The organism is Candidatus Melainabacteria bacterium RIFOXYA2_FULL_32_9 (assembly GCA_001784615.1).
Lineage (GTDB): Bacteria > Cyanobacteriota > Vampirovibrionia > Gastranaerophilales > UBA9579 > UBA9579.
In genome coordinates this window covers 8,688-23,044 of sequence record MFRQ01000021.1, presented here as the reverse complement: position 1 = coordinate 23,044, position 14,357 = coordinate 8,688, and the positions used below count along the sequence as shown (strand labels likewise).

Below are 14,357 nucleotides of genomic sequence, written 5' to 3'. Positions count from 1 at the left end.
TAAGATGTGGTTACGTGGTAGCAAGCGAAGAAGCACTGGAAGTATGTCCGATTTGCGGAGCACCAAAAGAAGAATTCGAAGAGGTAAAAGAACAAGACACCAGCGTGACATCTAAACACCTCGAAGCAAACTGGGACGCTGAAACTGAAGAAGTAGGTTTATACTTAGCTTTTGCTAAAAAAGCCGAAGAAGAAGGACTTCCTGAAGTTGCGCAAACATTTATAAAAATTGCGGTTGAAGAAGGTTACCATGCCGCTCAAATAGCTGAAATTCAAGGAAAAGTTAAATCTACAAAAGAAAACCTCGAATGGAGAGTGGAAGCCGAAAGAGGCGCACAAAAAGGCAAAAAAGAAGCAGCTGAAATCGCTCTAAATCAAGGCAACAATGATGCAGCTGAATTCTTCAACAGCGCTTCAAAAGATGAAGGCAGGCATGCTGCAATGTTTGAAGGCTTATTAAGACGTTATTTTTCCTAATTACCCTTTGCATACTAAAACAGGAGCGAAAGCTCCTTTTTTTTATAAAGTCTTAAAATAATTATCCAGAATAGATAAAACTTTATTTTGACTGGCAAGAAATTCTCTATTCTTTTGGATTGGAACAATCGTAATAATATCTTTTACTTCTTCTATTCTGTCTTTCAGGTCAGTTTCACGATTATTTTTTACTAAAATCGCATTAACTTCTACTTTATCTTTAAATCTTTCCTTTAACTTTTGAAGCATTTTAAATGCTTCAAAGTCAGTAGTATCGTCACCAGTGTATGACAAGAGAATTTTAGCATCAGGATTTTTAGACAATTGATTATTAATCGATTCTTTATATTTATTGAAGATTTTTTCAAAAATTATTCCCTTATTTGAAGACGGTGAAACAATTTCAAGAACCCCACTGCCATTTATTAACTTAAATACAGAATCTTTGTTTGATTCATTAATCTCATTTTTCTCTATAGTTTTTACGCCAGCATCTTTCATAAGCTTGAGCAGGTTTTCATTTCCATTGGTTTCAGGCTTTACAATTAATATACCTGACTCTTTTATCAAGCCTAAAACCTGCTTTAAAGCTGCTTCTTTTTCCTGAGCAGAGTAATTTGCATCATAGTGAAAACCTATAGCACATCCTTTATCCTCAAACAGGGTGATTTTTATATCTTCTTTAGGCGAATTACTCTTAAATTTCTCTATATTTTCTCTTAATATGTTTATTTTATCCTTATGGTTTTGAGATATATTCGTTACAACCTCTCCATTAACAAGCTCCTGCATGCCATGAAGTCCGCTAACAAAAAGATTTTCTTTAACTTTATTATTAAATTCTCTAATTGAAGTCTCGATATCCTCTTTTTTAGCGCAATTTCCATCAGGTTTATTAAGTTCTTCCAGCTTTTTACCGTTTTCTATTCTTTTTAGCAAATCTCCAACTTCTCTACCGGTAATTATGCCTACTTTCATATTTGGAAGTGTCGATATAGCTAAAATGTTGTCTAATGTTCCTTCTAATGGAATGGCATCATCTGCTTTTGGCACTAATAATGAAATTGTTCCATCAAAATCGAGTCCTTTTAATAAATAGTTATTTAGTTTGCTCTGTTCAAGCTTTCCCAGTTGGCATAATTTGCCTTCTATTGCAGCTGATAATTCTTTCCCTAAAGCATTAAGTTCTATTTTATTCTTATCATTAACTCTGGTAAGAGTTTCAAAAGGAACTGCTTTATCTATTTCCTGCATCGCCTGTTTTGGCAGTAAGCTTACAACTTCTTGAGGAAGTAGAGCGCTTAATTTTCCGTTAGAACCAAAGCTGACTCTGTTAATATTAATTTTATTAGAAATATTATAATTTATTATCGGAGACAGCTCAGAATACTGAGCTGTCTCCGAGTTAACAACGCTAGGCTTTACTTGCTGATAATGCTTAATCGGCTGATAATAAGGCCTAATATGACTGAAATTGACAGGCATTATTTATCATTTCCTACAAAGCTTTTTAGGTCTTTCAAATAATCAACAGTCCATTTGCCAATATTATTATGTTTTACACTTTCGTTAAGTTCTTTGGTCTGTTTTTCAACAGCTTCCGGATCATTTTTTATATTATTTATAGCCTGTCCTATTAATCCAGCAATTTTATCGGTGTCTTTTGGATCATCGATAACTAGTGAATTTTTAGCAAAATCAGGATCATGTGCTATACCGGCAGTTCTTGTAAGAACTAATTGACAAGGAGGATCATTCGGCAATTTATGAGCTACCATTTCCTTTGCAACAAGATTCATTCCATCTGCAACCGGATTTACAATCATACTGTTAGCAAGACGCATATAACCAGCTTTTTCAGCTGGGGATAAATTACCAAGATGAATTATCGGAGTATAATTCTCATTGCCATATTTCTTATTTACATTCTCAACAGCTTCCATTACTTCTTCATGTAATCTTGCAAACTGTGGGATAGAGCCTCTGCTTGGGGCTATAGCAAGTGTAAAGGTCACTTTTTCACGGTCTTCTTTTGGAGTTGAAGCTAAAAATTTATTTATTGCTTCAATCCTCTCTGGTATTCCCTTAGTATAGTCAGATCTATCTATACCAAAAACTAAATACTCATGATTAGGATTTTTACTCTTTATTTGTTCTTGTATTGACTCCATTGCCTTGTCTGTTTCTGGCTTTTGACTTATTTTTTTACAATCCTCGTAATCTATACTTATTGGAAAATCCTGCACTTTTACTTTTCTTTCAACACCTGTTGCTTCATCTTTATATGAAATTATTTTTGATTTTCCTTCATCTTTTATGCCTTTAACTTCAGGTAATAATCCTTCAGATTTAAGTACATTAACAGTTTTAGCAAAATTATTTACATACATAGGAATATGGAATCCAATCATATCTGACTTTAATAGTGATTTTACAATTTCAGCAGCTCTTTCCTTACCTAATCCCGATAGGAAAACTTTTGGTTCTGGAAAAGGAATATGATGGAAATAGCCTAAAGATGCTTTTTTATCTTTTGAGTTAAATTCGTCTTTCTTATTAATTTCATCCCTTATAAAACCTGGTGTCATCATTAATTGATAATCTTGTACCCATATAACATTACCTTTTCCGGTTTTATCAAGCTGCTGAACTGTTTTTTGCGCAAAGGTTTTATTTACATCCTTATAAGTATTCCACTCATCATCGCTCACTTCACTGGCATATTGTGGCAAATCATGACTTGTTGGCCAAAGTAAACAGTTTGAAACTTTTCCATAGAAAGTATTCATTTTATCAGGATCCATGGAAAAATGAGCAACTTTATAACCTGTATTTACATCATAAGTTCTATCTTGTTCTGATACAACCTTATTTGCACCATCCCAGGAAACCCAGATACCTTTTGCAGGAATTAAAGCTCCATCCATTGCCATAGCTAATCCACCGGGGCTTTGTTGTAACGGTTTTTCTGTACCATCTTCTGCTTTACCGGCATAATTGTAAAAACCACGATTTGAAGTAACTGTTAACTGTTGTCCACCTAAAGTCTGTCTAATTGCTTCTGACGGATTATCAACTTTACCTCTAAAGTTTACACCTCTAGAGCTCGAGCCATTTCAAAGTTAATTGGCTTTAAATCATGACGTTTAACATCTAAAATAGCTTCATTATTGGGGGATTTTTTATTTTGTACTCCTAATCCAAAAGGTACACTATTAACTGACTGAATCTTCATGCAATCTCCCTTTCCTAATTTCATTTTTTCAAAAATAATCCTCTAAATATTAATAAAGTCCCTAAAAAAAAAATTTGATAGTAAATTTGGAATATAAATTAAATTTTTAAATAATGTTAACAAAACATTTATAATTCATATAAATATAAAATCAATAATAGCTGGAATTTAGTAATAATCACTCAGTCATCACGAGCCAATGCGTATTGAGGATTATCATTTATCTTAATTGCGGAGTGATCTCAATGCAACGAAATATGCTCTGAGATTGCTTCACAATATCGATTTTAGAAAATATCCCTATTATAAGGTTCGCAATGACTCACTCAATCTCAATTTTTAATAGTGCACCAACGATAACTGATAACTTTAAACTAAGTTTAATTGCTTCAAAGGCTTTAGTCGTTAACCTAAGTTAGGTAATGCATATTACCCTATTTTTTATTTAAATTAGTCAGAATTAGCTTAGGAACATGCTAAAACTTGAATAACAAAATAATACAATTGCCCTAATAAATTAAGTTGTTTCTTGTATAAATTTTTTGTCGAACATACTTAAAACTCAACTAAAAGGATTAATATTGATAGATTGTTTTCCTAAAATCTATAATCCAAATGTCTTACTCTATTCAAATTAGTAAAATTTAAAAAAATCCTCCTAACTTTAATAATTATCTATACCTGATCAGGTATAGATAATCTCAGATAATAGCTATCCAGCTATGCCCACCTGTATTTTTTAGGATTAAGGATTATTTACTCGTGAAACTTAGTCAAAAAATCATATAAAATAAATCATCCATAAAATCTTTACGCTCAAAGTATCCTAGAGATTCTATCTTGATACTCTTCTAAACCATATGGTTTACACCAGGAACTCAACCTTATAAGGGAGAAAGATAAACCTTTTAGTGGATGAGATGAGTAGTTTAAAAGGGTACTATGCTTAATGTAGAAAGTCGAAATTTGATATCGGAGTAAATAACTCAAATGCAAGTAGGTTATCGTTAAATTTACACGTCTGGGGGGAGATATATATGAGAAGAGTTGATACTCAAGAAAACGTTAGAATTTTAATCGTAGATGACAATTACGATCATGCTTCAGGTATTCGAGAACTAATCAATATCGAAAGTGATTATGAAGTTATCGGTACAGCAGCTTCAGCAGAAATTGCTATTTCTCTGGTTAAGAAATACAATCCTGAAATTATATTGATGGACATCAATATGCCAGAAACAGACGGCATTACTGCTATTCAAGAAATTAAAAAATTAAATGAAGATGTAAAAATCATCGCTATTACAGGGTATGACGATGCTGATCTCATTTTTAGAGCAATGAAAGTTGGAGCAAGAGGCTATATTTTAAAAACAATGGCTGCTTCACAATTAATAACCTCTATAAATGAAATCTTGAACGGCAAAATTTACCTTCCACCAATACTTACAGTTAAATTCTTTGATCATTTTTATCAATCATTTAAAGATGACAATAAAAATAAATTTGAAGATGACGAAGAAAACTTACTCTCCTATCTTACACAAAGAGAAGAAGAAGTTCTTGAACTCCTTACACAAGGAATTACCTATAAAGGCGTAGCTAACAAGTTGTTTATCAGTGAAACAACCGTAAAAACTCACGTAAATAACATTTTCCAAAAATTACAGGTAAATGACAGAACTCAAGCTGTTTTATACGCAATTAATCATGGTCTTGGCTCAAGAAAAAAAATACGCACAGCTGTATAAAAATCAGCTTTAGCCTAGAATAAACCCTAAAAACTTGAGGATGAGATGAAAAGGTTTCCTAAAAATAGCAATTCAATAAAAGATTTAATGAGTCATATAACGACAGATATGTACACTAAACAGACACTCACGAGTCTGTTTAGGTGCCTATTGGAGACCGTTATCGAAAATAGATATGGCGCAATAGTTCTCATTAAAATTAAAAACACTGAAAGTTTTCAAGGGTTACTCAACAGGCTCAAATATTCAGAATTAAAAGTATATACATATTCAGATAAAGCTGAGTCTGAAAGCTTTATACAAGTTAAATTGAATAATCCTGAATTAGAAGACGACGAGCTCCTGATTATTATTGATGAAAAGTTTTCTGCTTGTCTTTTCTGGAATGAAACAACATCAGAAGTATTTGGATTATGTGATGGTTTTTGTTCATTAAATCCATATGATTCAAGACAAATTATTGATCATTTGCAAACAATATCATTTAACGATGAATTAAATGTTGATTTATCACAGATTAAACAAGATAGACGCCGTAATGAAAACTTTACAATGATTTTAAGAAAGCTGATAGCAAGCCTTGAAAGTCGTCAAAGAGATCTTATATGTGCAAATACCGAACTTAAAGAACTGTATAATAAAACACTACAAACTGAAAAACTGGCAGCTATTGGACAATTGTGCTCAACAATTGCACATGAACTAAGAAATCCTCTTAGTTCTATAGACTTATATGCAAAAATCATTTCTAAAAACATAGAAAAAATAAATTCTGATATTAAAGAAGACAAAATTGCTGAATCTCTAAATAATGCGGCTACTTGTATCAGTAACGCATCAAAAAATTTAGAAAGCCTTTTAACTGAATTGATTGATTATTCTAAACCTATGACAATTGAAAAGTCAGATACTAACCTTGAAAGCGCTTTAGATGAGTTAACTAATCTGGTTAAACCATCTTTTGAAGAAAAAGAAGTAAAATTATCACTAAAATATTCTTTAAATAAAGGTATTCAAGTAAAATTTGACAAAATCAAGCTAAATCAGGCTATTTTAAACATTATTAAAAATGCATTAGAAATATCAAAAAAGGATACTAATGTTGAAATCTTAGTAGACAACCAAGATAACGATGATATGGTACATATAAAAATTCAAGATCAGGGAGAAGGTATATCTCCAGAGAACAAAGAAAAAATCTTTACACCTTACTTTTCAACAAAAGAAAGAGGAACAGGACTTGGTCTTGCTCAGGCAAGAAAAATAATGGAAGCCCATGGTGGAAGCTTAAACATTATTTCTACAAGCCCTAATGGGACTATATTTGGTCTAACCTTACCTATACAGTAATTATAAACATAATAAATACAGGGGAGGCATATAATAATGGAATTAATAAGCAATAATCCTATAGAAGCATCGACTTTAGCTCTTAATGCTTTGTCATCCAGACATAATGCCCTTGCTGCAAATATAGCTAATGCTGATACTCCTGGATATAAAAGAGTTGATGTAAAATTTGAAGATCAACTGGTTAAAATTATTGAGAAAAATACTGATATTCAAAAAGAAAAAGAAAAGAATTCAGCAAAATTAATGAATTCAGCAAATTCAGTAGTTTTATCCAACAGCTTAAATTACCAAGAGGATTTATATAAGGAATTTAAACCTGAAATATCTGAAACAGGTAACGCTGCTATAAAAACCGATGGAAATAATGTAAATATAGAATATGAAATGGCAGAATTAGCTAAAAATGGTACCAAATATGCTGCAATTACAACTATGCAAGAAAAAATGTTTTCAGGACTAAGATCAGTAATAGAGCAAGGAGGTAGATAATAATGAGTTTTGATTCTCTGAATATTAGCGCCTCTGGTTTATATGCACAAAGAATAAAAATGGATGCGATAGCAAGTAATATTGCTAACGTTAATACTACAAGAAACCCTGATGGCACTCCTGGAGTTTACAAAAAAAAAGAAGTTGTCTTTTCAGCCATATATAATGATGCAATGAACCCAAATAAAGGTAAATCATCAGACGGTATTTCCGATATTAATATGGAATTAGATGCCAACTCAGGTACTAGTAATAATGCTGCAAATATAGCAACAGGAGTCTCTGTAAACCAGATTGTGGAAGATAATAACCCTCCACGACAAATATACAATCCAACACACCCTGATGCAGATAAAGATGGGTTTGTATCTATGCCTAATATAAATATTGTTACAGAAATGGTAGACATGATAGCAGCTAGTAGAGCTTATGAAGCAAATATTACAACTTTAGATACTGCTAAAAATATGTTATCATCAGCGCTAAGAATATAATAAGTCTTTAAAGGGGGCTAATTATGCCAAGTTTTATAAATAGAGATAATTTCTCTAGTCCCATAAATACACAAGAGAATTCCCTTCAAGAAGATGAAAAACTTATTCAAGACTTAAAAGTGATATTAACAGATTTGACAAGCAAAAATCCTAATACCGCTTCCATCAATAAAACTAATACAATACTTTTAAATTCTGAAAAAAATACAAGAATTAAATATAATAATAGGAGCTAACTATGGTTGGATCATTAAATGGACCTAATGGTTTTGATACTATTGTAAGTCCAAACAAATTCCAAATAAATATGCCAAATAATAACAATGCCTTTGGAATTTCTGACAGACAAGATACTCCTTTAAAAGGTAAAATTACCAAAGATCAATTAATAGATGATCAAGAACTCGCTCAAGATCTTGAAACATTGACAAATGAAAAATTTATCAACACTGAAGGAGTTGTATCAGATAATTTAACTGCAGATAAAACTGTAAAAGCATTCTCCAAAGTAATGGGAGATTATATGAATGACGTAAATACAAAGCAAAAAGATGCTGAAGGTGCCGTAGAAACCTTCGCATCTGGTGGAAATATAGATCTTCATAACGTAATGATAGCTATGGAAAAATCAAATCTCTCTATGCAATTAACATTACAACTGAGAAACAAAATTTTACAGGCATATCAGGAAATATCAAAAATTCCAGTATAGTTAAACTAACTTAACTTTTTTGATTATTTTAAATATTCGTATAAAATTGAGATATACTAACCTAAAATAGGGGTCGTTATAACGGGGAGAGAGAATTGAATAACTATTTTAGCCTATTAGCAAAAGATCTAAAAAAACTTTGGGGAGGACTTGAATTTCCCCAAAAGTTTACTATTGTTCTACTTACTGTTGTTACTTTTGCTGCAATTGCATACTTTATTGCAAAATCTACTGAGCCTAATTGGGGTGTTTTATATAGTGATCTATCTGAAACTGATGCAGTTGCGGTTATTGAAAATCTAAAAAAAGCAGGATATCAATATAAATTAAGTGATGATAAAAAAACAATTCTCGTTCCCGTTGATTTAAAAGAAGATTTAAGATTAATGATTGCTGAAAATGATGTTATTCATGACAGCAATCCTGGATTTGAATTACTCGATAAAGTTCAATTAGGAGCTACAGACTTTCAAAATAAACTAACACGCCAAAGAATTTTCCAGGGAGAATTAACAAGAACTATTGAAAGAATAAAAGGGATAAAAAAGGCTAGAGTACAATTAGCAGATCCTGAAAGATCAATTTTCTCAGAAAAAGAAGAACTTCCGTCTGCATCAGTAATGCTCATCTTGGAACCTGGTTTTAGAATGAAACCAGATCAGGTTAAAGCTATCAAAAATCTTGTGGCTTACGGTATTCCAAGATTAACTCCTGACAGAGTATTCCTTACCAGTCAAGACGGTACTCCATTATCTGAAGAGATAAATCAAGGTGGAGATGTTAGCGATTACAGGCTTAAGTTTGAAAATACAATATCCAAGAAAGTATCAAAAGTCATAGAGAAGCTTGTTGGACAGGATAATTTCAGTGTTGAAGTTAGCGCAGTTATGAATTTTGACACCGCTAAAGCAACTATTGAAAGATACATTCCTGCAAATGCAAGCCAAAACTCCCCAGAAGGTGTTGTAGTAAGCACTCAATCCGAGAGTGAAGCCTATGATAATGGTAATCCTACACAAGCACAAGAAGGAGCAATACCCGCCCCAGCAGGTGCTAAAAATACAAACTATCAGAAAGTAAAATCTATTAAAAACTTTAATATATCTAAAGAAATTAAGCAGATTATTTATGCACCTGGTACATTAGAAAAAATGACAATCGCTGTTGCCCTGAATAAAATACTTACTTCTAAAGAAAAAGATGAACTGAGAAACCTTATTGTTTCAGCTAGTGGTGCAAACCTTGAAAGAGGAGATATTATAACCATAACCGGCATGCAATTTGCTGAAGCAGAAGAACAAACAACCGAAAAAGTGTTAACAGAGATTCAAAAGACAACTAACATGGAACTATGGGTTAAAAATATTGCACCAATGCTAGTAGTCTTGATCCTTGGTTTAACTGCATTGTTTGTATTCAGCTCACTAATCAGAAAACCTCTTCAAGGACAAGAAGTTTATTCAGAAGAAGCATATTATGATGACGGTGAAGAAGAACCAGACCTTCTGCAAGCAGCCTCAATTCCTGCTATTGAAGCAAAATTAGAACCTGAATTAGAAAGATTAAAATCAGATTTAAATAATATTATTCTGTCAGACCCGTCTGAAGCGGCTCGTTTGCTATTATCATACGTTAAGGACTAACAAACTATGGAAATAACTAAATTAACATTAAGCCATATGAGCAACTCTCAAAAAGTTGCAGCGCTCTTAATTATACTTGGACCATCTACAGCAACTGAAGTCTTAAAAAATATTCCTGATGATGAGTTAATTGAACAAATAACCTTAGATATTGCAAGCTTAAATAAAGTACCTAAAGAAACTCTTGATGAAATTCTTGAAGAGTTTCATTCGCTTTTTCAGGCAAGCAACTATTTATCCAGAGGTGGTATGGATTATGCTAAAAAGCTTTTGGAACAAGCTTATGGAGGAGATAGAGCAGAACAAATTCTTGACAAATTAATGGCTACACTTCATACTAACCCATTTCAATTCTTTAATGATGCAGATCCCGGACAACTTGCAACATCATTCCAAAATGAAAATCCTCAACTGGTTGCCCTTGTTCTTGCATATTTAAAACCAGATAAAGCAGCAGCTGTATTAAACAGCTTACCACCACAACTACAATCACTGGTGGCTATGAGAATAGCTGAAATGGACAGAACAAACCCCGAAATTTTAAGTGAAATAGAGAAAATTATAGAAAGCAAATTCTCCTCAGTAGTTTCACAAGACTTTTCAAAAGCTGGTGGTGTTGATGCTCTGGCTAATATATTAAACAGAAGCGATAGAACTACTGAAAAGAAAATAATGGAGACTCTTGAATCTTATGATGGCGAACTTGCAGAAAGAGTCAGAGAGTTAATGTTCGTATTTGAAGATATTGTCAAGCTTGATGACAGATCAATTCAACGTATCTTACGTGAAGTTGAAACTAAAGATCTTGCAATGGCTCTTAAAGGTTCTAATCAGGAAGTTAAAGAAAAAATATACAAAAACATGTCAGAAAGAGCTTCTGCTATGTTAAAAGACGATATGGAATATATGGGCCCTGTTAGAGCAAGAGAAGTTCAGGAATGTCAAACCAAGATTGTTTCTACAATTCGTGCACTGGAAACCACAGGTGAAATTGTACTATCCCGTGATGTGGAGGATGATTTCATTGAGTAGGATTGAGAGCTCTAACGTTCAACTCGGTAATTCTTATGTATTCGGCAGTGTGGAAAAAGAAAAGGAAGAAATAGACAGGATACAGAGAAGTGCCCTTATAAGCGCCCAAAAAAAAACTGAAGAAATTATTAACAAAGCAAACTCTGAAGCTGCACAAATTATTGAAGCAGCAAACCAACAGATTCAAGACTTTTTACAGCAAGCCCAAGAAGCAGCCGATCAAGCAAAGGAAGAAGGCTATCAGACAGGGTATAATACCGGATATCAAGATGGACACCGTCAGGTTCATGAAGATCTTGCTAATCAAATTAAAAGTCTGAATATTCTTGCGCAATCAGTCTTTAAAATCAAAAAAGAAATAATATCCTCATCCGAAAAAGAAATATTACAACTAACTATAGTTATTGCAGAGAAAATTTTAAGACAACAACTTGAAATTCAACCGGAAATAATTCTAAACATCATAAAAGCAGCAATAAATGAGTTAAAAGATAAAGAGGAAGTAAATATTCTGGTTAATCCTGCAATTACTAAATACCTGTATGACTTTTCAGAAGAACTTAAAGAAACAATTAAAGGATTAAAATCTATTAAAATACTTGAAGACAGAACTATTCCTGCTGACGGGGTGATAATTGAATCCTCAGAAAGCAGGATAGATGCAAGGTTAGAGACACAAATATCTGAAATAACAAGACAAATTTTATTAGAAGCACAAGAAAATCCTGTATTAGTTGAAATTCCTAAAGAAATTGAGATAAAAATCCAGGAACCACCAAATGTAGAAGAAGATGATTGATTTAACTAAATATAATAATATTGTAAGAAACACCCATACATTCAGAGAAATTGGGCATGTTACTGAGATCATCGGCCTTATTATAGAAGCAGATGGTCCATCAGCAAGCATTGGAGATCTTTGCTATATTTACCCTAAAATGGATCAGGAACCTATATGGACTGAAGTAGTTGGTTTTAAATCTAATAAAGTTCTTTTAATGCCTTTAGGAGATATGGAAGGACTAAGGCCTGGAGCTACTGTCGTAAATTCTGGCGGACAAATTCAAGTAAAAGTTGGCTCAGAACTATTAGGCAGGGTATTAGACGGCCTTGGAAGACCAATTGATGAATTAAGCCCGCTTAGAACCAGTAAAACATACTCAACCAAAATTAAAAAAATTAATCCTTTAACAAGAAAACGTATTAAAGAACCTCTTATTATGGGGGTAAGATCTATAGATGCTTTCACAACAATAGGTAAGGGGCAGAGGCTTGGTATTTTTGCCGGTAGCGGTGTTGGTAAAAGTACAGCACTTGGCATGATAGCCAGAAATACTAATGCTGATATGAACGTAATTGCTTTAATTGGAGAAAGAGGCCGTGAAGTAAGAGAATTTATTGAGAATTCTCTCGGGCCAGAAGGTTTAAGCAAGTCTGTAGTTGTAGTTGCTACATCAGATCAACCATCTCTTGTGAAAATCAAAGCAGCACACGTGGCTACAAGTATAGCTGAATACTTTAGAGACGGCGGTAGAGATGTTTTATTTATGCTTGATTCTCTGACACGTATTGCTATGGCACAAAGAGAAGTTGGTCTTGCAGTCGGAGAACCCCCTGCTACAAGAGGTTATACCCCCTCAGTGTTTGCCCTTATGCCAAAATTACTGGAGAGAACAGGTACAACTGATACAGGCACCATTACAGGTCTTTATACTGTTCTGGTTGAAGGTGATGATTTTAATGAACCTGTATCTGATACTGTCAGAGGTATTCTTGATGGACACATACTATTATCCAGAGAATTAGCTCATCGAAATCATTACCCGGCTGTAGATGTCTTGGGAAGTATTAGTAGGGTTATGCCTGAAGTATCCGCAAAGGAGCATATAGAAGCTGCCGGTAAAATAAGAGATTTACTTGCAACATATAATAAAAATGCAGACTTAATTAATATTGGAGCTTATGTTACTGGTACTGATCCCAAAATTGATAGAGCTATCAGATTAAATGACGAAATAAATAATTTCTTACAACAACCGACAGATGAAAAAGCCGATTACCCTGAAACTGTTAACAGATTAATTGAAATATCTCAAAAATAAACGCTCTAACTTAAAATACAACCAGAAATATTTCCTAATTTGCCTGAATAGCTAATTAGCTAAAACCTACACGAATATTGAGTAAAAATTCTCAAAAATTATAGCGAATTGCAAAAGAGGCAAAGCCTCTTTGCTACCAATGCGTGGCTGTGGGTGGGTGTTTTGAGAATTTTTTAATTATAATTATTAGCGATTAAAGTTAATTTAGAAGCTTAAGTTTTTCCTCTTATAAATGATCTAAAAAAGTGGTTTAATAGATAACTTGCATAAGCATATTTTACGTGTAATCTGTTTATTAGCTCATATTCATAATAAACGATTGAAAATTTATTATTCAATTATTTTTTAGCAATGTAAAATATTTAATAGAAGTAATTTTTTGAGAGAGAAAAATGAGTAATACTTTTGTAATTCCTAAAAAAGAATATAAAACTGCTATAAGGCAGGTAAATCTTAATGATTTAACCATAGGTGGAGAAAATTCTCTTCCATTTTTGCATTCAGAAATACAAAATACAATAAAACCACTTATTGCAATTGAGATTCTGTCAAATCCCCCTGGAAATTATTCAAAAATACTGAAAGATACCTGGGGAGACTGCATTAATGATCTTACTCAGTGGGCTAAAAAAGCAGAAGAAAAAGGTGCAGATATTTTAGCTGTTAGATTTAATATTGCTCATTGCGAAAATATTGATCTGGAAATCAGTAAAAGTCAGGACAAATTAAGCCAAATTCTTGAAAATGTTAATATTCCATTAATTATTCTAGGCTCAGACAGAAAAGAAGTTGATTTAAAACTTCTACCTGCTCTTGCAAAAGCTGCAAACAAACCTTGTACCATAGGATTAATAACGGAAGATAATTATAAAGAAGTAATTCCTGCAATAAAAGATAATAATCATAATATTATTGCAAGAACGCCAATTGATATTAATCTTGCAAAGCAGCTTAATATTCTCATAACAGAGATGGGCTTTGATCCTGATAAAATCTTGATCGACCCGAATATGGGCGCACTTGGATACGGTCTTGATTACGCATACAGTGTAATTGAGAGGATAAAACTA

14 protein-coding genes are annotated in these 14,357 nt (G+C 32.8%); 12 read left to right on the top strand and 2 right to left on the bottom strand.

All coding sequences use genetic code 11. The features are described from left to right. Positions 1 to 476 (top strand): hypothetical protein (locus A2255_03305; protein OGI23048.1); only part of this gene is annotated, 476 nt, incomplete at its 5' end. A gap of 42 nt (positions 477 to 518) precedes the next feature. Here the strand turns inward: A2255_03305 and A2255_03300 are convergent. Both A2255_03300 and A2255_03295 read right to left on the bottom strand, forming a co-directional pair. Further along, positions 519 to 1,961: a hypothetical protein gene (locus tag A2255_03300; GenBank protein ID OGI23047.1), complete on the bottom strand. Its 1,443-nt coding sequence runs from the start codon at positions 1,959 to 1,961 to the stop codon at positions 519 to 521. Further along, positions 1,961 to 3,409: a hypothetical protein gene (locus tag A2255_03295; GenBank protein OGI23046.1), complete on the bottom strand. Its 1,449-nt coding sequence runs from the start codon at positions 3,407 to 3,409 to the stop codon at positions 1,961 to 1,963. Before A2255_03295 ends, A2255_03300 begins: the two co-directional genes overlap by 1 nt. Positions 3,410 to 4,748: 1,339 nt before the next feature. Between A2255_03295 and A2255_03290 the strand changes: the two genes are divergently transcribed. The 11 genes from A2255_03290 to A2255_03240 form a co-directional block, all read left to right on the top strand. Next, entirely contained in the window at positions 4,749 to 5,462 is a 714-nt protein-coding gene (locus tag A2255_03290) for a hypothetical protein (GenBank protein ID OGI23045.1), read from the top strand. A gap of 150 nt (positions 5,463 to 5,612) precedes the next feature. Next, complete coding sequence (locus tag A2255_03285) at positions 5,613 to 6,812, top strand: hypothetical protein (protein OGI23044.1); 1,200 nt, start codon at positions 5,613 to 5,615, stop codon at positions 6,810 to 6,812. Between the two features lie 36 nt (positions 6,813 to 6,848). Next, complete coding sequence (locus A2255_03280; protein ID OGI23043.1) at positions 6,849 to 7,304, top strand: flagellar basal-body rod protein FlgB; 456 nt, start codon at positions 6,849 to 6,851, stop codon at positions 7,302 to 7,304. 2 nt (positions 7,305 to 7,306) lie between these two features. After that, the gene (locus tag A2255_03275; protein ID OGI23042.1) at positions 7,307 to 7,798 is read left to right on the top strand and encodes a flagellar basal body rod protein FlgC; all 492 of its coding nucleotides are present in this window, start codon (positions 7,307 to 7,309) and stop codon (positions 7,796 to 7,798) included. Between the two features lie 23 nt (positions 7,799 to 7,821). Then, the gene (locus A2255_03270; GenBank protein ID OGI23041.1) at positions 7,822 to 8,034 is read left to right on the top strand and encodes a hypothetical protein; all 213 of its coding nucleotides are present in this window, start codon (positions 7,822 to 7,824) and stop codon (positions 8,032 to 8,034) included. A gap of 188 nt (positions 8,035 to 8,222) precedes the next feature. Then, positions 8,223 to 8,510 carry a flagellar hook-basal body complex protein FliE gene (locus A2255_03265; GenBank protein OGI23055.1) on the top strand — a complete coding sequence of 96 codons (288 nt, stop codon included), beginning with the start codon at positions 8,223 to 8,225 and terminating at the stop codon, positions 8,508 to 8,510. 95 nt (positions 8,511 to 8,605) lie between these two features. Continuing rightward, a complete protein-coding gene (locus tag A2255_03260) occupies positions 8,606 to 10,153 on the top strand; it encodes a flagellar M-ring protein FliF (protein ID OGI23040.1) in 1,548 nt (515 codons plus the stop codon). 6 nt (positions 10,154 to 10,159) lie between these two features. Further along, positions 10,160 to 11,185, top strand: a complete 1,026-nt coding sequence (locus A2255_03255) for a flagellar motor switch protein FliG (protein OGI23039.1) — start codon at positions 10,160 to 10,162, stop codon at positions 11,183 to 11,185. Continuing rightward, positions 11,169 to 11,984: a hypothetical protein gene (locus tag A2255_03250; protein OGI23038.1), complete on the top strand. Its 816-nt coding sequence runs from the start codon at positions 11,169 to 11,171 to the stop codon at positions 11,982 to 11,984. The genes A2255_03255 and A2255_03250 overlap by 17 nt, the downstream gene beginning before the upstream one ends. Next, positions 11,977 to 13,287 (top strand): flagellar protein export ATPase FliI, encoded by a 1,311-nt coding sequence (locus A2255_03245; protein ID OGI23037.1) that lies wholly within the window; start codon positions 11,977 to 11,979, stop codon positions 13,285 to 13,287. The genes A2255_03250 and A2255_03245 overlap by 8 nt, the downstream gene beginning before the upstream one ends. A 392-nt stretch (positions 13,288 to 13,679) precedes the next feature. Further along, the coding region (locus tag A2255_03240; GenBank protein ID OGI23036.1) for a hypothetical protein at positions 13,680 to 14,357 on the top strand (678 nt) is incomplete at its 3' end.